The sequence below is a fragment of the Rhizobium sp. CC1099 genome (assembly GCF_029714385.1).
GTDB lineage: Bacteria > Pseudomonadota > Alphaproteobacteria > Rhizobiales > Rhizobiaceae > Rhizobium.
This window is the reverse complement of record NZ_CP121642.1, coordinates 136,841-155,606: the sequence shown is the minus strand read 5'-3', so window position 1 is coordinate 155,606 and position 18,766 is coordinate 136,841. Positions and strand designations below refer to the sequence as shown.

General features: G+C 57.2%; 15 protein-coding genes and 2 pseudogenes. 12 read left to right on the top strand and 5 right to left on the bottom strand.

Translation table 11 applies throughout. The features are described from left to right. Position 1 precedes the first annotated feature (1 nt). From QA644_RS21940 to QA644_RS21930, 3 genes and pseudogenes are all read left to right on the top strand, one after another. Positions 2-742, top strand: a pseudogene (locus tag QA644_RS21940) (ABC transporter ATP-binding protein); the annotation flags it as partial. A 21-nt stretch (positions 743-763) separates the two neighbouring features. Beyond that, positions 764-1,061: pseudogene (locus QA644_RS21935) on the top strand (GMC oxidoreductase); the annotation flags it as partial. Between the two features lie 332 nt (positions 1,062-1,393). Then, positions 1,394-2,131, top strand: a complete 738-nt coding sequence (locus tag QA644_RS21930) for a hypothetical protein (RefSeq protein WP_283072350.1) — start codon at positions 1,394-1,396, stop codon at positions 2,129-2,131. A 15-nt stretch (positions 2,132-2,146) separates the two neighbouring features. Here the strand turns inward: QA644_RS21930 and QA644_RS21925 are convergent, their stop codons facing one another. The 3 genes from QA644_RS21925 to QA644_RS21915 all read right to left on the bottom strand — a co-directional run bounded on the left by QA644_RS21925 (position 2,147) and on the right by QA644_RS21915 (position 5,349). After that, the gene (locus QA644_RS21925) at positions 2,147-3,520 is read right to left on the bottom strand and encodes an ISNCY family transposase (RefSeq protein WP_283071997.1); all 1,374 of its coding nucleotides are present in this window, start codon (positions 3,518-3,520) and stop codon (positions 2,147-2,149) included. A gap of 301 nt (positions 3,521-3,821) precedes the next feature. Beyond that, complete coding sequence (locus QA644_RS21920) at positions 3,822-4,397, bottom strand: hypothetical protein (RefSeq protein ID WP_283073345.1); 576 nt, start codon at positions 4,395-4,397, stop codon at positions 3,822-3,824. Between the two features lie 76 nt (positions 4,398-4,473). Continuing rightward, positions 4,474-5,349: a ribokinase gene (locus QA644_RS21915; protein ID WP_283073344.1), complete on the bottom strand. Its 876-nt coding sequence runs from the start codon at positions 5,347-5,349 to the stop codon at positions 4,474-4,476. 231 nt (positions 5,350-5,580) lie between these two features. On the opposite strand from QA644_RS21915, the gene QA644_RS21910 reads away from it, so the two are divergent. The 3 genes from QA644_RS21910 (at position 5,581) to QA644_RS21900 (ending at position 9,612) form a co-directional block, all read left to right on the top strand. Then, positions 5,581-6,468, top strand: a complete 888-nt coding sequence (locus QA644_RS21910; RefSeq protein ID WP_283073343.1) for an IclR family transcriptional regulator — start codon at positions 5,581-5,583, stop codon at positions 6,466-6,468. 367 nt (positions 6,469-6,835) lie between these two features. Next, positions 6,836-8,809, top strand: a complete 1,974-nt coding sequence (locus tag QA644_RS21905; protein ID WP_283073342.1) for a VCBS repeat-containing protein — start codon at positions 6,836-6,838, stop codon at positions 8,807-8,809. After that, positions 8,806-9,612 carry a shikimate dehydrogenase gene (locus QA644_RS21900; RefSeq protein WP_283073341.1) on the top strand — a complete coding sequence of 269 codons (807 nt, stop codon included), beginning with the start codon at positions 8,806-8,808 and terminating at the stop codon, positions 9,610-9,612. Before QA644_RS21905 ends, QA644_RS21900 begins: the two co-directional genes overlap by 4 nt. Before the next feature lie 231 nt (positions 9,613-9,843). Here QA644_RS21900 and QA644_RS21895 read toward each other — a convergent pair whose 3' ends face one another. Together QA644_RS21895 and QA644_RS21890 are read right to left on the bottom strand one after the other, a co-directional pair. Further along, on the bottom strand, positions 9,844-10,902 hold the full coding sequence (locus QA644_RS21895) for a Gfo/Idh/MocA family oxidoreductase (RefSeq protein ID WP_283073340.1): 1,059 nt from the start codon (positions 10,900-10,902) through the stop codon (positions 9,844-9,846). 118 nt (positions 10,903-11,020) lie between these two features. After that, entirely contained in the window at positions 11,021-12,028 is a 1,008-nt protein-coding gene (locus QA644_RS21890; RefSeq protein WP_283073339.1) for a Gfo/Idh/MocA family oxidoreductase, read from the bottom strand. 186 nt (positions 12,029-12,214) lie between these two features. On the opposite strand from QA644_RS21890, the gene QA644_RS21885 reads away from it, so the two are divergent. The 6 genes from QA644_RS21885 (at position 12,215) to QA644_RS21860 (ending at position 18,752) form a co-directional block, all read left to right on the top strand. Next, the gene (locus QA644_RS21885) at positions 12,215-13,045 is read left to right on the top strand and encodes an IclR family transcriptional regulator (protein ID WP_283073338.1); all 831 of its coding nucleotides are present in this window, start codon (positions 12,215-12,217) and stop codon (positions 13,043-13,045) included. Between the two features lie 146 nt (positions 13,046-13,191). Next, positions 13,192-14,244, top strand: coding sequence for a sn-glycerol-3-phosphate ABC transporter ATP-binding protein UgpC (gene ugpC, locus QA644_RS21880; protein ID WP_283073985.1), 1,053 nt, complete (start codon positions 13,192-13,194; stop codon positions 14,242-14,244). Positions 14,245-14,295: 51 nt separating this feature from the next. Further along, the gene (locus QA644_RS21875; protein WP_283073337.1) at positions 14,296-15,237 is read left to right on the top strand and encodes a sugar ABC transporter permease; all 942 of its coding nucleotides are present in this window, start codon (positions 14,296-14,298) and stop codon (positions 15,235-15,237) included. Between the two features lie 9 nt (positions 15,238-15,246). Continuing rightward, a complete protein-coding gene (locus QA644_RS21870; protein WP_283073336.1) occupies positions 15,247-16,092 on the top strand; it encodes a carbohydrate ABC transporter permease in 846 nt (281 codons plus the stop codon). Positions 16,093-16,145: 53 nt separating this feature from the next. After that, the gene (locus QA644_RS21865; protein ID WP_283073335.1) at positions 16,146-17,444 is read left to right on the top strand and encodes a sugar ABC transporter substrate-binding protein; all 1,299 of its coding nucleotides are present in this window, start codon (positions 16,146-16,148) and stop codon (positions 17,442-17,444) included. 288 nt (positions 17,445-17,732) lie between these two features. Further along, positions 17,733-18,752 carry an aldo/keto reductase gene (locus QA644_RS21860; RefSeq protein WP_349254136.1) on the top strand — a complete coding sequence of 340 codons (1,020 nt, stop codon included), beginning with the start codon at positions 17,733-17,735 and terminating at the stop codon, positions 18,750-18,752. Positions 18,753-18,766 lie beyond the last annotated feature (14 nt).

Below are 18,766 nucleotides of genomic sequence, written 5' to 3'. Positions count from 1 at the left end.
CATGCAGCCTGCCGTCTCCGTAAAGGACCTCAAGATCGCCTATGGCGATCACACGGTCATCGAAAAATTATCCATCGACATCGCGCCACGCGAATTCCTCGTGCTGCTTGGGCCGTCCGGCTGTGGAAAATCGACGCTGCTGAACGCCATCGCGGGTCTGCAGGACATTACCGACGGTGAGATGTGGATTTCCGGCAAGAACGTCACCTGGGACGAGCCGAAGGATCGCGGCATCGGCATGGTCTTCCAGTCCTATGCACTTTATCCCCGCATGACGGTCCGCAAGAACCTGTCCTTCGGCCTGCGTGTCGCGGGCTTGCCCAAAGCCGAAATCGAAGCGCGCATCGCCCGCACCGCATCGCTTCTGCATCTCGACAAGCTGCTCGACCGCCGTCCATCGGAACTATCCGGCGGCCAGCGCCAGCGCGTCGCGATCGGCCGCGCTTTGGTGCGGGAAGTGGATGTCTTCCTGTTTGACGAGCCGCTCTCCAACCTCGACGCCAAGCTGCGCAACGAATTGCGCGTGGAGATCAAGAAGCTGCATCAGAGCCTCGGCAACACGATGATCTACGTGACGCACGACCAGGTCGAGGCGCTCACCCTCGCTGATCGCATCGCGATCATGAAGGACGGCGTGATCCAGCAGCTCGCCACTCCGTCCGAGATCTACCATCGCCCGGCCAACCTCTTCGTCGCGGGCTTCATCGGCGCGCCGGCGATGAATTTCATCGAGGGCAGGATCGCCGTCGAGACCAGCACACCGATGGGACGCGGCGCCTTTCCGGATGCCGATCCCTTCAGCCGCTTCATGTTCCGGAAGTGGTTCCGCACATGTGCATGGGCGCAGCCATCCACGAAACCGGAGGCGCGAGAATGGGCAGCGACCCCGAAAGTTCGGTGCTCAATCCCTACAACCAGCTCTGGACGCCCCCAACGTCCTCGTTACCGACGCCAGCGCCTTTCCCGGTAGCGGCATCGCCGGCACGACACTCACCGTCATGGCGTTGACGATCCGCGCTTGCCGGACACTTGTCGGCCCGCACCGAACAGGTCGCATGTAGAAAACACGGCCAAAGTGCACTTCTACGCCTTGAACGGATACGAACCGGCGACACACCCATTGGCTCATACAAGAAGCTGAGCAGCGGATAAATTGTAGGTTTGTGGCAGCCAAGTTGAACTGTCCGCTTTAGCGCAAAGTAAAAATGTCAATTTGAGCTGCCCTAAGGCACGCCGACCAGCCCCGATCTAACCGGCTGGTCCGGGTTGCAAGGGAAGATCGGGGCGGGTGAGGGCCATCCCTTCGGCTTTAGCTTTCTCAGTAGCAATTGTTCTGTCGCCGGTTGATACTTGTCGGTACCTGCATGGTGCAGGGTTGAAGTCAGGACCGCGCATGCTTCCAGAAATCAGGCTGCTGGGTGACGTCGATGTCGCCGCTCTCTCGCCGCTGATGCGCGGCATGATCCTGGCTCTGTCCTATGCCGACACGCAAGCGGGTATCGGCTTGACAGCAACAGGGGCCATGAACCGGAAATTCGTTCATTGGGCCGCCGTTCACTTCAAGTGGCCCGGCTTCACCGTCGATGATCTATATAGCATCAACAAAGTTCTCAACGAATCCGACATGCCACCGCTTTGGGTGGTGCGCGACATGGCTTACCACCTCAAACTTCTTCGTCGAAGGAAAGACCTACTACTGCCGACCAAACGTGGCTGGGACTTCCTCGCAAGGCCGAGAGCCTACTTTGATCTGGTCGCGACGGATTATCTTTATGCTTATATCCATCATGGGCAGACGCAGGAGGCCGTCCGCAATCGGATGCGTTGGTGGCACGTCTTTCTCAATCTTATCAATATGAAAGCAGGAACGCATTGTTCTCTCGACGACCTGGCGAACGAGCTATACCCGAGCGAAACGTACCCAGCGCCGGCAGAGATGACGGTCGAAACCTGGACGGAACGGTCGTCGCTCCGCTACGACATCATCCAGCCGCTGTGCTGGCTGGGATTGCTACACGAAGAGCGCGAGGGACTGACCATTTGGCAGGACGGAACCTATCGCAAGACACCGTTGTGGGACGCCTGCTTAAAGCTGGAAGCCGATAAGCAAGCCCCGATCAGCGTCCATTGACCTTATCTCGAAAGTTCACTCGGCCAATGCCTGCCGTGCTAACGCCTTCTCCCGCCGCACAATCACCACCGGATCGCCCATGAAATCCTTCCGCCGTCCCGGGCCGCGAGCACGTTTGACGTAGCCGTTTTTGTCACTGTTGGTCTTCACAACTGGCTTCGTCTGCTGATCCTGTCGCTCCTTGATATAGGCCAGCACATCACCGAGCCGCTTGTTCTCGGTGATCGCCGCATGCGTCACCCGCTGGTCCTTGTCGAACACCCGGTAGGGCAGGGAATGCCCCTTCCAGCGCACATCCAGCCGGCCATCGGCATAGGCATAGGTCTCGACATAGCGACCGACCAGTCCGCGCGTCACCTCCGTCTCTTCCAGCATGATCCGCTTGCGCTCGAACGAAAACGTCAGCTGCGCCCCGACGTAACGCTGCTCACGCTTGCACAGAATGTCCCTGAGCCGGTCCAACGCGAGATTCACCGGCCGATGCAGATTGTCGGAACGGGTAGGGGCGATGGCAAACCGCTGGTTATACCGCGCCATGAACTGCGGCAGGAAAGCGTTGCCGTCGTCCATGCCGCAGATGCCCTCCAGGCGCAGATCCTTGATCAAACGATCCTGTAGCGTCCGATTCATCCGCTCGACCCGACCCTTGGCCTGGCTCGAGTTTGCACAAAGAATCTCGATGTTTAGCTCGCAAAGCGCACGCCCGAACTGGGTCATGCCCTGGCCGCCCTTGGCGTCTTTTTTGGGAACCCGGAACACCGTATGCTTGTCGGAATAAAAGGCAATCGGCGCACCATGCTCCTTCAGATAGAGCTCAAGCGCCTCGAAATAGCTGAAGGTGCTCTCCGATCGTACGAACCGCAACTGCATCAACTTGCCGGTCGCATCGTCGATGAACACCAGCAGCGAACAGGCCGGTCCGCGATCCTCGAACCAACGATGCTCGCTGCCATCGATCTGCACCAGCTCGCCATAGGCTTCGCGACGCAGCCGCGGCTGATGAAACGTCCGCCGCTGCTTGCGCGACAGCCACAGACCGGCCGCCGACATCCATTGGCGCAAGGTCTCGCGCGACACACGCAATCCATCGCGTTCGGCAAGCTTCTCGGCCGCCAATGTCGGACCGAAGTCGGCATAACGTTCGCGAACCAGCGCCAGCGCATAATCGCGAATGCCGTCGCTGATCCGGTTGTTCGAGGCTCGGCCGATCGCCTTGTGCCGGATCGATGCCGCGCCGCTCGTGCTGATCCGCTCCAGCAGACGACGCACCTGGCGCGTGCTCAGATCAAGCACATGCGCCGCCGACACCAGCGTCATGCGGCCGGCGATCACCTTCGACAAAATCTCGATCCGCTGCAGATCACGCTCGCTCATCGCAATCAGTCCCATCCGCAATCTCCGCCGTCATCAAAACCGGGGAGAATGTGACATTCCAACTTTGCAGAATCAGGACACTTTAACTTTGCGGCTACATAGGTTTTGAGGCGTAAGCGTTATTATGGAACTCCTGGAGGGCAGTTGGTTTCCCGCGGAAAACATATCGCGGTTGGGTGCAATCCGTGAAAAATTGTCCGAGACGGCCTGGCGACACTTAGCCTCCGCCACAGAACGGCGCCGAGCGAATTCGATCTTGCAGCGTCGCTGTTGCGGGGTGCTCAGATGCGAGCTTAGACCGATCATATGCATGGTATTAGGCTTGAAGGAGCCCTGCGGCAACCGTGCAGGACACGATAGCGAGCCAGATGGACGCCGCCCACTGAAGTATCATTAGGCGCCTCTGGGTTCGCGCACCGACCTGCGTCAAGCTGCCGATCAAACCCCAAATCACGGCAACGATGCTTGCCAGCGCGACAAAAATCCCTAGCTTTGGCAGGAAGTCCGGCGCGGTCGGCGAAGGTAGAAGAACAAGTCCGAAGACGAGGGCCTTGGGGTTAAGCGTCGTCGTCACATATATGCGTCCCGCGGTCACGCTGCGGTCCGTGATATCTTTGTTTTCCGCCACCCAAAGCTTTGTTGCGAGATACATAACCCAAATCGCCGCTGCGGCCTTCAACATCAGGGCGGTTTCCGGCCAACGGCTGATCAGCGCTCCCCCAAGCCACGTTAGGGGCACGATCATAGTGAGGTAACCGAGCAGTTCGGCAGGGAGTAGTTTCGGAACGAGCCAAAAACTGTTGCGTGCCGATGCCAACCCCATCAGCGTATTGGTCGGCCCGGGGCTCAAGAGGAGAATGAACACCGCCGAGATAAATGCTGGATAGCTCATTGCAGGTCGTCTGTAGTGGTAGGGTCTTCAGTCAATTTCGATGGGGGTACAGGCAGGTGCTTGCCCTTGGCTTTTCTCAGGTCCAACTATCTGTCTCGTCGTTGTGAGGAATGCTCGACTGGCTTCCCGGACGCGAGCAGGCAATCGCAGCCGCCTTTGCGGCTCGTCGCATTGCCGCGTCGAGCGAGAGGCCTCGATCCAGAGCTGACGCGAGGACGCCTACAAAACAGTCGCCAGCTGCAGTCGTATCCACGACATCAACGCGCAGCGCCGGAACCCTTACGTTCTCGCCGTTGATAAACGCTTCGGCTCCCTCTCCTCCCATTGTGCGTAGGACACCGGTGTTGAGAACATCAGACAAGGATCTCGCGCTCGGCTCGCAACCAAGCCAACCGGCAAGGGCTTCGGCCTCGTCTTCGTTGACGATTACGATATCGACGAGAGAGAGAAGGTCGCGATCCAGCCGGTAGGCCGGCGCGAGGTTGAGAATCGATTTTGCGGGATGGTTGGAAACCCGTCTGACTAGATTTTCGATCTGGGTAGCGTCGTTTTCCATCTGCATCAGGACGTAACCTGCATTTCCAAGCAGCTCATCTTCAACACCATCAGACTGCGCGACGAGGTTGGCGCCGGCTGCAACCGCAATCATGTTGCGGCCATTGGCATCGATCATTATCGCGGCGGAGCCAGTGGGTTCGCTCGATCGAACCACACGGCTGATATCGACCTCGCCCTCCAAATTCTGAAGGGCGATGGGGGCCATGGCGTCGTCACCCACCGCCCCCGTCATGATGACTTTTGCGCCATCCCGCGCAGCCGCCAACGCTTGGTTGGCTCCCTTCCCTCCGGCCTCGGTTCGCGATCCGCGGGCTAAGACGGTCTGACCCGCCTGAGGTATTTCGTCGACCAGGTAGATGAGGTCAACATTGATTGATCCAAACGTGACGATCATAGGGTACCAATCCTCAGCTTACTTTTGGACGGCTGCGCGAAAACGTTCGGTTTCCCTCATGACCCGCCCTGTCAATGTGATCGTCGTCGGTCATCTGGATATCATCACCAATCAACACTCTCCTGAAATTGTTTTTTACTTTAGAATCGATTTCTATTTTCAGCAAGCGTGATGAGGATGGGAGCCCTGTACCGAATACCTCATGTCTGCCGAAGACCCGATCTAGAATTTGTGGAAGCCTATTCCAAAATGGAAACAAACCTTATAGGCTGCATAAAAAAGGAGATCTCAAGTTTGACTGTCGCAGCCGTATCACGGTGCTTGACCCTTTTGGAGGTGCTGGCTGGAGAAGCAGGATCCGTCGAGTTATCCGACCTAGCTGGACGTCTTGATATGCCAGCGAGTGCAGTCCATCGCCTTTTGACTACGCTGATTAGCCACGGTTGGGTCACCCAAGATGCTGCGAGCCAAAACTATGCCCTTTCTCTTCGATTGAGCGCCTTGGCGTTTCGGAACCTTGATGCTCGGAATGTCCCCGACGTGGTCCAATCTGTTCTGAATCGGTTGGCCGCGGAAACGAAAGAATATTGCCGTCTCGCAATCCTGGAAAATGAGGATCTGGTATGGGTGGCACGGGCACAAGGTGCGACAGCCGGCCTCCGATATGATCCGGACATGGGACAAGAAATTGTTCTTCACGCAACGGCGAATGGAAAGGCGTGGCTTTCCACTCTGCCCGAAGAACGCGCGTTGGAGATCGTCTATTCTCGCGGTTTCACGGCCAAACGAACGCTTGGTCCCAATTCTGCTCGATCAATCGATGAACTCAGAGTCCGACTGAATGAAACCCGGGAGCGGGGCTTTGCAACCTCTGTCGAAGAGGGTGAGGCTGGCACCGCAGCGGTTGCGGTTCCCTTTCGAACGAGTTCTGACGCTGAAGCACCGGTCGCTGGAACGATCTCCGTTGCGGGACCTCTTATGCGCATAACCGAAGATCGTTGGCCCGACCTCGTCCGTTCTCTCAATAAGGCAGCGGCAGAACTGAGCGATATCTGGCCTCTGCGAGTTCGTCAGCGAACCCTGACGCCACTGATCGTCGCCACCGGCGCAGTCCGGTAGCCGGCGTCTACAGTTTTACTTTGAAGTACAATCACGGCTGGCGTGAATCGCTGCAAAGGATCGGATCGCCGAGCTCTGGCATTGCAGACATCATCATATGCCATCACGCAGGAGGCTCTGCGCCCTCCCGCGCCCTCGCTAGGGCCGTTTTGTCCACCGGGGGTCGGCTGCGAGGCAAGCTGTTTGGGAGTACACTCCCGTTTAACCTCTGGCCTCCGCCGGATATCACTCTCCGCCTCCAATTATATCGCGGTCCCCGATGTTCCGCACCCGAAGACGCACTCAATCCAATTTTTTACTGGATTTGAAAGGCTGTTTCGTTTTAGAAATCATTTCCAATTAAGTCTGCAAGTAGAGAGGATTTGCGATGAGCGTAACGCGATGGGAGGACGACGCAACTCTTTGGCACGGTCCGGATTATGGCTCGGAGGCTTTGAAATACCACCCAGACGTCAAATCCGCCGCAGTCGCAGGCCGGATCATCACCTGTGTCGAGATCGTCGATTGGAGCGGTACAGGTACGAAGGATATGCTGATTTCTGCATGGGACGCATGCTATGACGGTCGCGTCTTCCTGCGTCGCCAGATTGGCACCAATCCTGACGGCACACCCATTCTGGGTGAAGAAGAGCTTGTCGAAGGCGTCCGCGGCTACGTGACGGCCGTCAAGGATGGGGAAATCTTCCATCTTGTCTCCGCGTCGCGGCTGCGCAAGCAGATTTATGTGTTTCCCAACGTTGGTAAAAAAGGCGCGCCTGAATTTGGCGATCCCGTCCGTCTCGACCTCGATGCCGACTGGGTCAAGGGCAACGAATATTTCCATATGGCCCGGTTCCACGACATCGACGGCGACGGGGTCCCGGAACTGATCGTCGGTAGCGACTACTGGAACGACTATTGGCCGAACGGTCTGGAATGGAACGACGAAGGTTATCGCGGTTATGACGACGCGGGCCGTTGGCTCGGCGGTCCGCTGCGTGGCTTCCTTTATGCATTCAAGAACAAAGGTTCACTCGCAGCTCCCGTGCTGGAAAAGGGTCATGCCCTCATTGCCGGAGAAACGCCACTTGAGGTCTATGGGCAGCTGGCGCCTGCATTCGGCAAGTTCGGGACTAAGCAGCAACACGTCATCGCAGGGGAGTTCTGGAATATCCTGCATATTGCCCGACAGCGCGAAGACGGAACCTTCGAGCCGACCAGTCTTATCCGCGATGTCGACGACAAGGTTCTGGAACTTCAACAGTGCATCCACCTCCCCTGCGTCGTCGATTGGGATGGCGACGGTCGCGAAGATATCGTTTACGGCGCCGAGGATGGCTACATCAGCTTCCTCAAGAACGTCGGAGATGGCGAAGACGGACTTCCACGTTTCGAGCAGCGCGGCCGCATCGAGACCACGAAGCCATTGATTCACGCGGGTATCCTGCCAAGCCCCGCAGCCTATGACTTCAGCGGTGACGGCCACTACGATCTTGTCGTCGGAAACAGCACAGGCGAACTTCTCTTCTACCAGAGCCGGGAAAAAGACGGGATCATTTATCTCGACAAGGAAGTCATGCTGAAGGGCGGCGACACTCCGATCCGGCTTGCAGCCGGATTGACGGGCTCTATCCAGGGACCGTCGGAAAAGATGTTCGGCTATTCCTGCCCGACCCTTGCCGATTGGACCGGCAATGGCAGCATGGACATATTGGTCAGCGACGTCACGGGCCGTCACCGGCTATTCCGCAACACCGGGGAAAAGGTCCTGCCGCCACGCTTCGGTGAGGAGGAGTTCCTAACCTTCAAGGGCAAGCCGTTAAAGACAGTCTGGCGGGTTCGGCCGGCAGTCGTCGACTGGCTCAAGGACAACTACCTCCATTATGTTGCACTGGATGAGGACGGAGTCCTCAGCGACTGGAGGAAGGCGTCCGACACAGAACTCGTCGACAAACGTTTCCTGCGTTGGGAAGACGGCGAAGCTATTCGCTTTACGGTCGATGTCGGCGGCGGGCGCGGGCGCATAAAGCTGTGCTTCTGCGATTGGGAAGGCACAGGTCGCACGGACCTTATTTTTGGTACCCATGCCCGCGCCTGCGTACCACCGGATCCAAAGACCGGCGCGCCACGCAATACAACGAAGCAGGCGGGCCTCTTCTACTCCCGCAATGTGGGAACACCAGAAGAGCCGCGGTTTGCCTTGCCAATCCCAATCAAGCACCGCGACGAGACTATTCAGATGGCGATGCATGTCGCCTCCCCGGAAGTCGTCGATTGGGCCGGCCGTGGGAATCTTGATATCATTGTCGGGATCGAGGACGGCAGCATCGTCTGGCTCAAACGCAAGGAACTGTCGTGGTGAGTAGTGTCAACATTCGAGGCACAACCAGGCTGATCGGCATCATCGGCGACCCGATCGCCCAAGCCAAGTCGCCGGCGGCGGTCAATCCGCTCTTTGCGGCGCGCGGAGCAGATATCGTATCTGTCCCGCTCCATGTACCCGCAAAGAACCTGACTACCATCTGGGCCGGTCTGAAGGCGATGCCGAACCTCGTGGGGTTCGGCATCACCCTACCTCACAAACAGACGGCGATCGATCTTTGCGACAGTCTCGACCCGGTGGCTACCCGGGTCGGCGCCGTCAATTTCGTCCGGCGTGAACGCGACGGCAGCTTTCGAGGCTACCAGTTCGATGGCAAAGGCTTTGTGCGTGGCCTCCAATCCAAGGGGATCGCGATTGAGGGTCGCGACGCGCTCATCGTCGGAGCCGGTGGTGCTTCGGTCGCTATAGCGTTTGCACTCGTCGAGGCAGGTGCCAACAGCATCACGGTGTCGAATCGTACCTTTGACAAAGCTGAAGCGCTGGCGGAGACAGTGAATGCTGACTTTGGAAGAACGGTTGCCAAGGCAGGCAAACCCGAGCCGGCAGCAGGCCAGCTCGTCGTCAACGCCACATCGCTCGGTCTTCAGGATACAGACGCGCTCCCGCTTAATCCGGATCTCCTGCAGACCGGGATGACTTTCGCCGAAGTCATTGCCCAGCCCGAGACCACCAGACTTCTCGCACTGGCTGCAGCAAAGGGTGTCGAAACCCATTCCGGCATGCACATGATCACCGGACAAGCCGACCTCACCGTCGACCATATCTGTGAGCTCTGGGCCTAGCTGCCGGCATACCCGACCCGGCAGCATGCCGTTCTCGCGGGCCATCCGGCGCCGCAGGAAATCTCGTATTATCTCACCCGCCGTCCCTCAAACTCAACGACTGGGACGTCGGGGCCAAGGCTGCGACTCTGGCACACGGTCCTCAAAGCCAGCGTTTCGACGAAAGCACCTGGGCTTCGAACAACGTCTCCAACTATGCGGCCAGTTTGCCTCTCTGCCGCCAGATCGTTTCTAATCCATTGCAGTGGTGACGGGCATTCCGGTTTCTGCGGATTCGTGGATTGCTAGAGTTGCAGTGAGCGTGCGCAGACCATCTTCACCATCGATCAGTGGCGCTTCTTCACGTCGGATAACGCGGCAGAAATGCTCTAGTTGAGCGATGTAAGCCTCGTTCTGTTGAATAACGCGCGATTCACGGGAGATCGGCGATAGCCAGCCTGGTTTTTCCTGGTCGACGTATCGCCAGATAAAAAGGTCCGGAAATTCGAGCGAGCCCTTCGATCCTAGAAAACGAAAAGCATTTTCTCGGCCCTGGTAAATCGCCGGGTTTTCCCCTGTCGCTGAATCCCACGACCAAGGCGCAGGAGTAGCATCGGAGGCAGTAATCGTTCCAACTGCGCCGCTATTGAACTTAAACATGGCGACCACAGTGTCCTCGACCGCATTTCCCCGCCCCTCGCTGGTGACGATCGCAGAGACTGTTTCAATCTCCCCGCAGAGATGTCGAAGTAGGTCGATTTCATGGATCAGATTAATCAGGACGGGGCCTGCGCCTTTTTCCTTCCGCCAGGACACGTCGAAGTAATCGTCTGGCTTTTTGACAGCCCAGAGCACGCTGACCGCGAGCAGTCGGCCGATACCACCTTCGATCAGAAGCCTTCGTGCCTCCTTAACCGCTGAGTTGTGACGCCGATGATGCCCGACCAGGATTGGGGTATTCCTGCGCTTGGCAATGTCAACCAACATCCGAGCTTTAGCAACCGTGTCGGCTATAGGCTTTTCAATCAGAACCGCAACGCCCCGCTCGAGCGCTCTCCCGGCTGTCTCAAGATGGAGTTGCGTTGGGGTTGCAATGATCACACCGTCGGGCTTGACGCGATCAAGCAGATCGTCAACTGACGCAAAGCAGGGGACACCAAGTTCAGCCCCGGCTTTCGAAGCAACTGGTCCAGGATCGCTTATGCCGACCAGTTCGCAGTTGGCGTGTGAGCCGCAATATTTCGCATGACGATACCCGATCCAACCCACCCCGATCACGCCGATCCGCGGCTTGTCTACACGCTTGTTCATTTCCAGGAAGCCTTCCACCGTTGAATGAAGAAGTTTGCGGGCAGCTTGAAGCGCCGCGGCTGACTATCCAGCACGAGACGAGAGTCATCGCGCCGCCGGACAACTGTTAAGCGCCGAACTAGGTATTAGGATCGACCTGTTCCGGGGCTCCCCCGTTTGCCGCCGAACGGTACCCCGCTTCGATGACGGCCAGTGCGCGTTCCGCTTCGAGCAGGCCTGTAACGGGAGGGCGACCATTTGCGAGATCCGCCCAGCTGCGGCGAAGGAAAACCGGGTAATACTCGTCCGTATTGTATTCGATTGTCGTTGAGCTAGCCTTCTCGGTTTCACGCGACTTCGCATAGAACTGGTCAGCGTAACCGCGAATGTAAGATTGACGATGCGAGATCGAGAACGCAAAATCTCGCTGATCCTCGGCTGTGGAGGGATACAAATAGCCAGTCTCGATTACTCCGATCTGTCCTGAACCATTGCGGCAGGTGAACACAGCCTGTTCGTCGACAGTTACATCAGGTCGGTAAATCTGGACCTCGCCTGAGACATGAGTGATCGGGGACTGCGTCAGGTTTGCAATCATGTCGATGAAGTGAATGCCAACGTTCAGCATCGACCCACCTCCCGCGAGCGCCTTGTCAAGCATCCAACCGCATCCGTTTCGCTCATAACGAGCCACCGACCCTACGATAAACCTGAAGGAGAGATGCTGGAATCCTTCCGGCGTGAATCCTGCAGCCGGCGAGAGGCGATCGCCCAGGTCGCTCACGCGCATAATGAGAGGCACGCTTACAAAGACGCCATGTTTCTCAGAAAGTTTGCGGATATGACGAACTTCCTCGAGATTTGCCCCGCATGGCTTCTCTATAAGGAAGGGCTTGCCTTTGGCGATCAGCCGCTCAGCGAGTTCAGCCATGTCGGAATGACGGCTAAATACGAGCGCGAAGTCGAAGTCCTGACTGATGAGCTCATCATTGGAACCATAGAGCTTGCAGTTGAGCAGATCGGAAAAACGAGCCCCAGCAAATGAAGCGCTGTCCGATATGCCGATTACCTCGATACCCGGATCCTTCAGCGCAGGAATGTACAGCGGAAAATGCCAGTGGCTGACGTCGAATACTGCGATCTTCATCTCGACTCCGTTTATTGCGGGTTTATCAAGGTGAGGAGCCATGATTAAACAGATCAAGTGCGGTCGCCGGATGAAATCCGACGGTGCGCGGATTGATGTTCTAACCGCCGTTGAAGCGGCTCCTTGTGAAACGCCTCTCGCAATGCTATTGGAATAGCGTTCCGATAAATCGAATATCGTGGTACCATGCGACTTGTCAAATCCCTTCTAGACCGTTGTTTCGACGTCATCACGCTGTTGAGTGAGAACGCCACTGGACTGTCGTTAGGCGAAATCAGCCGCCGGCTGGACGTGCCAAAGAGCGCAGCTCATCGCCTGCTCAACAGTCTGTGTGACTTAGGTTGGGCCGAACAGGATCCTGAGAACGGTTTCTACCGGCTTTCGTTGCGTCTCGCTGTGATGGGCCAGCGCCTGCTGGCCGGGACAAGAATCCCCGATATCTGTCAACCGATTCTGGACCGGTTGGCCAGCAATACCAAGGGACTTGGCAGGATTGCGATCCTGGATCCAGATGGTTTGACGTGGATCTCTCATTCGCAAGGAATGCGGTCCGGCCTGATTTACCAGCCGGAACTCGTTGCAAAGGTCCCGTTGCACACGACCGCCAACGGAAAAGCCTGGCTAGCGACGCTGGATCGGGAGGAGGCGTTGGCCAGGGCCGTTGCCAGTGGGTTGGGACGGACAGACCTGGGCGGTCCGCGGGTTATCACGTCTAAGCAGACATTTTCTGCAGCTTTGGATGAGACTGAAGAACGGGGATGGGCCACAGCGATCGAGGAAGCCGAACCCGGCGTCGCCGCTGTTGCTGCTGTCATTCGCGTTGGAGGCCAGGTTGTTGGAACGGTGAGCATTGCGGGACCCATCCACCACTTTTCCCCGCCCGTACTCCCGCAGTTAGCGGAACAGGTGAAGGCCACGGCCGAGGAACTTTCGCAACTTTGGCCGTATCGGATCGCCTCCCCTAGCCCCCAAACCAACGCTTCGAGAAGTTCGCAAGTGGTTGGAAACATTATCTAAAAATCCTAATTAGTTATCAGGGCATGTCCATTCGCCCCTGAGGTCTGTTGACACCCGCCTTTCTTAATGGAATAACGTTCCGATAGCGATCGAGGAGATCGCGTCAGGATTAGGTGGCCGCTTCGGTGGCCGGTAGGAGGAAACAGTTGGCTAGTGTCGAGCTCAAGTCCGTTCGCAAAGCTTACGGCGCCGTACCCGTGCTTCATGGCGTGTCAGTCGACATCAATGAAGGGGAATTTGTAACCCTCGTCGGACCCTCGGGCTGCGGAAAGTCAACTCTGTTGAGGATGATTGCAGGCCTGGAAAACATCTCAGGCGGCGAGATCCAGATTGGCGGACGCACGGTCAACGATGTTCCTCCCAAGGCCAGAGATATCGCGATGGTCTTCCAGAACTATGCCCTTTATCCGCATATGACCGTTGCGGAAAACATGGGCTTCTCTTTGAAGCTGAAAAAGGCGCCCCGCGAGGAGCGGGCAACGCGCGTTCAACGAGCAGCTGAAATCCTCAGCCTCACGAAACTCCTTGATCGTTACCCTCGCGAACTCTCGGGCGGGCAACGGCAGCGTGTCGCGATGGGCAGAGCGATTGTTCGTAATCCGCAGGTGTTCCTGTTCGACGAGCCGCTTTCGAACCTCGATGCAAAGTTGCGCGTGCAAATGCGCGCTGAGATCAAGGAACTGCATCAGCGGCTCAAAACAACGACTGTCTACGTGACCCATGACCAGGTCGAGGCAATGACTATGGCCGACAAGATCGTTGTCATGCACGACGGTCATGTTGAGCAAGTCGGTGCGCCGCTTGAGCTTTATGATTACCCCGCCAATATATTCGTCGCCGGTTTCATCGGATCGCCGTCGATGAACTTCCTTAAAGGCAAAGTCGAGCAGGGTCGGTTCGTTCTTGAGGACGGCCACACTCTTCCCCTGCCTGTAAGCATAGCCGATACATCGGACAAGGTAATTTACGGCGTTCGTCCTGAGCATCTGACTCTTAGTGACGAAGGAATGCCCCTCGCCGTTACGGTCGTCGAACCAACAGGGTCGGAAACGCAGATCATTGCTCGGCATGGCTCCCAGACCATTGTCTGCATCTTCCGAGATCGAGTTCTGCCGAAAGTCGGCGAGACCATCACCGTAGCCCCCGATCTTTCACGCGTTCATCTCTTCAGCGAGAGCACTGGCCGCCGCCTGTCCTGAGCACGCGACGACCCCACTCTGCCTGAGACGCCACACGGGATTAGTAATCGAATGTCGATACCTCCGCTACAAGTCAGCGCTAACCAAGGCGGGACGACCCTTGCAAGCGACGTCGTAGACGCCAGCGACGGCGCACACCGCTTTAGTTGGGCACCCTTTCTTTGGTTTACCCCTGCTGTTCTGATCCTGTTTCTTGTGACGCTCTATCCTACAATCTTCGTGGTCTGGTTGAGCTTCCAGAAAACGAAATATTACGATCTTGTAGGCTTTGCGGGTTTCGCCAATTACGTCGAAGTTCTGAGCTCATCCGAGTTCTGGGACACGACTTTCATATCCTTAGCCTACGTCGTCGGATCTCTAGCGGGCGCCATCATCCTTGGAATGGCCTCAGCGCTGGTTTTGAACCGTGCGGGGGTTACGGGTTCTGCGCTGCGCGTTTTCATCCTTTTTCCCTGGACGCTGTCCATGTCGGTCGTGGGCAGCATCTGGCTCTGGCTCCTCAACCCCTCGTTCGGGCCGATACCTTATGTGATCCAGAAGCTGGGTATTGATCCCGGACTGATGTTGGGGGACCCAGGAATGGCCTTGCCCCTTATCATTATCGTTACAGCCTGGTGGTCGTTCCCATATGTGATGGTGATGGCGACAGCAGCCATGCAGTCCATCCCGAAAGAACTTTACGAAGCCGTAGAGATCGATGGAGGGGGGGCATTCGTGAAGTTTCGTTACGTCACGCTCACTGAAATTCTCCCGACCCTGGGCAGTACCGCGCTGACGCTTTCCATCATGTACCTGACCTTGATGACATTGATCATTGTCATGACTGGCGGCGGACCACTGGGGTCGACGACCACGCTGAGTTTCGAAGCCTTCCGCGGGACAGTTCAGGCCGTCAACATCGGACCGACCGCAGTCGTCTCGATCGTCGTGCTTCTCATCAATGTCGCGCTTGGTGCTCTCTACAGCCGGCTTACCGGCCGCGTTACGGGATAGGATTGCAATATGAGTAACGCTCTTTCGAACCGCTCAAGCGGCCAGATTCCAGCGATCTTGGGATCGCTCGTGATCGCAATCATCGTTCTCGGGCCAGTGCTTTGGGCTTTCGCGACCTCCTTCAAGACGGAAGTGGAAGCGGTTGCTGTTCCCCCGACAATCTTGCCAAGTTCGGCTACTCTGGAGAACTACATTAAGGTCTTCCAGGACGCGGCGTTCTTGAACGATCTTTGGAACTCGGTTGCTTACTCCGTCGGCGCCGTGATCATCGCTCTCCTCGTCGGCATTCCAGCGGGCTACGCTGCTGCACGCTTTTCTTTCAAAGGTAAGCGCACCTTGATGCTGGTAGTTCTTGCGACCTCGATGGTGCCAGGTGTCGCTTTGCTGGTTCCGACCTATTACCTGCTGGAAGCGGTCGGTTTGCTCAATAGTGGTATCGTGGTGACGATCATCCTTTCCGCGAGGATCATCCCGCAGACCGTCTGGTTCATCGCAAATTTCGTCGAAGCCGTTCCGGTAGAGATCGAGGACTCGGCAATGATCGATGGCGCGTCCCGGTTCCAAATTATCTGGAGCCTGATTTTGCCGCTGATACGTCCAGGTATAGCGGCAGTCGCGACGATCGGCATTGTGACCACCTGGAACGACTATATTACCGTCGCAGTTTTTGCGCCCGAGGTAGCAAAGCGGACCCTGCAGGTCGCTCTCGTCAATCAGGTTTTCGACGCCATCGGCATCTCTTGGTCCTACATGATGGCCTTCGTCATGATCGCCTCGATGCCGGTCATCCTCATGTTCGGCTTCGTTCAAAAGTGGTTCATCTCCGGGCTGACGGCAGGCGCCGTCAAAGGCTGATGGCCTACTAAAAGCATCCACACAGCACCTTGTTTCAACTGGGAGGAAGACGCATGCAAGCCACATCAAAACGCCAACTCATCAATGCGATCGCGGCGCTCGGAATCAGTACCGCCACCTTTGCTTTCCTTGCTCCGCAAGCCTTTGCTCAGAGCAAGGAAATCATTTACCAGACGTTCCTAGATCCAAACAATTCGAAGGACCCACGGTCGGCGGCCCAGACCAAGATGGTCGACGCTTTTCAGGCGAAATACCCTGACATCAAGGTCAAGTTCCTAGTCGATCCGACCGGGCAAACAGCATCGCGTGCCATCAAGTCCGGCAGCCAGACACCGGACGTGATCCGCGTCGTCGGCTTTGCTGTATCGGAATTCGCCGCCACTGGAAATCTTCTCGAACTCGATGATTTGGTGAAGAAGGACGGCATTCCGGATGAGGATTGGCTCCTGCCGCTGTCGGGTACGAAGGTCGCCGGAAAACTTTATGCCCTTCCCCAGGATTTCCGCATTCCGATCCTCTTCTATCGCAAGAGCTTGTTGGAGAAGGCCGGGGTCAAGCCGCCTACGACTTGGGATGAAGTGTGCGCGACGGGCGCCAAATTCGGCGAGGCCGATACGATCCCATTCGCAGTTCCGCTCGGCGCGACAGGCGGCCTCGGTGGTGCTCAGAGCCTCGGAGAATTCTTCTTGAGCACAATGCTGCCTGGGAATGGCGGCGAATACTTCACCACTGATGGCAAGATCGCCTTTTCAAAGGAATCGTTTATCAAGGCGGCGCAGACCATCAAAGACTTCTACACGAAGTGCAAGGTAACTCCGCTGCGCAGCGCGCAGATGGGGTTCAATGAAGTTCACGACGCAATCCGGTCTGGCAGCGCAGCAATGGCGGTATTTGGCCTTTATCGCTACAAGACCGTGAAGCAGCAAGGTGGCGGTGATGACCTAGCCTGGGCGCCGGCGCCTGGGTATACGGCAAACGACAAACAAACGGTCTACAGCTACAATATCGCGATCAACAAGAAGACAGCCAATCAGGATGCCGCTTGGACATTCGTGAAGTTCATGGTGTCTCCGGAAGCGCAAGCCTTCGCAGCTGAGGGCGGTGAAGTGGTGTCGCGCAAGTCGGCATACACTGCTCCATACTTCCAGAGCGATGCCGGTAAGGATCAGAAGCAGTGGGCTGACCTGGTGGCCCAGCGTGGCCAAACCGTTGCTTATACCCCGATCCTCTCCACGTATCACACCATCCTGGGCGAAGCTTTCCAGAGAATGATTCTGAAAGACGGTTCGCCGGCAGATGCCTACGATGAGCTGATCGAGCGGTATGGCGCGGCACTCGCGAAGGCGCAGTAAGTCGACCTAACTGCAGATGAAAATGCTGGATGGTGGGTGAATAATCCGTCCATCCGGCCTCTGCCAAGACATTACCATCCACGCGCCGATCGTCGACGCGAAGATTGGTTTCGACGGCCCGTGTTCAGGCTTTTCGCCGGCTGAAATAAGCCGACGGCATCGGTGTGCCCGGCGATCGCAGATCGTGCGTGAACACCATCCGAACGGAGCCGCTTTCAAACTCGCAGAGAGGCGTCGGTTATGAGGTATCGTTACCTTGGGAGGACCGGAGTTCAGGTCAGCGAATACATGCTGGGAACCATGAGCTACGGATCAGATGGGAATACTGACGAAAAAGAGTGCATAGACATCGTCCACCATGCCGTGGACCGCGGCATCAACTTCATCGACACTGCGGACACGTATTCCCATGGAGAGGCCGAAGAGATCGTCGGCAAAGCGATTGCAGGCCGTCGCGACAAGGTGGTTCTCGCAACCAAGTTTCGTCTGGCGGCCGGTGAAGGACGCAACGAACAGGGCGGCTCACGCTACTGGATTATGAAGCAGGTCGAAAACAGCCTGCGCCGGCTGAATACCGACCATATTGATCTTTACCAAATGCATCGGCCCGACCTCCAAACGGATCTCGATGAGACACTGGGCGCTCTTAGCGACCTCGTGACCCAGGGCAAGGTTCGGTACATCGGCTCCTCGACACTGCCCAGCTGGTACCTTGCAGAAACTCAATCGGTTAGCCGCTTGAATAAGACGGCACGGTTCATCAACGAGAGCTCCCCCTACTCGATCTTTCAACGCGCCGTGGAGAGAGAAACCCTTCCCGCAGTTCAACACTATCGTATGGGATTTACCGCCTGGAGCCCCCTGAACGGTGGCTGGTTGACCGGCAAATACAAAGCCGATGGCTCAGCGCCGTCTGGTTCCCGGGCCGAGCGCGTCAAAGGGCAATGGGGACAGCATTATCCCATCCTACAGTCTCGCTTCGACATGCAGCGCGAGGGCAACAGGCGCAAGCTGGACCTGCTCCCCGAACTTGAGCGTGTCGCAACTGAGACTGGCTTGTCGCTGATGCATATGGCTCAGGCGTTCCCCCTCGCACACGCCGCAGTGACATCCGTGATCCTGGGGCCTCGCACGCTCGAGCAGTTCAAGGGCATGGAAGCCGGGTTCGAGGTCGTTCTTCAGGCAGCGACGCTTGACCAGATTGACGAACTTGTGCCGCCGGGATCGCTCATCGAAGAGGCTGACCGCGGCTATGTTTCTCCATGGCTCGCGCCAGAGGTTCGCCGACACCTGGGTAAGGTCGCCTAGCAAAAGACGACGGC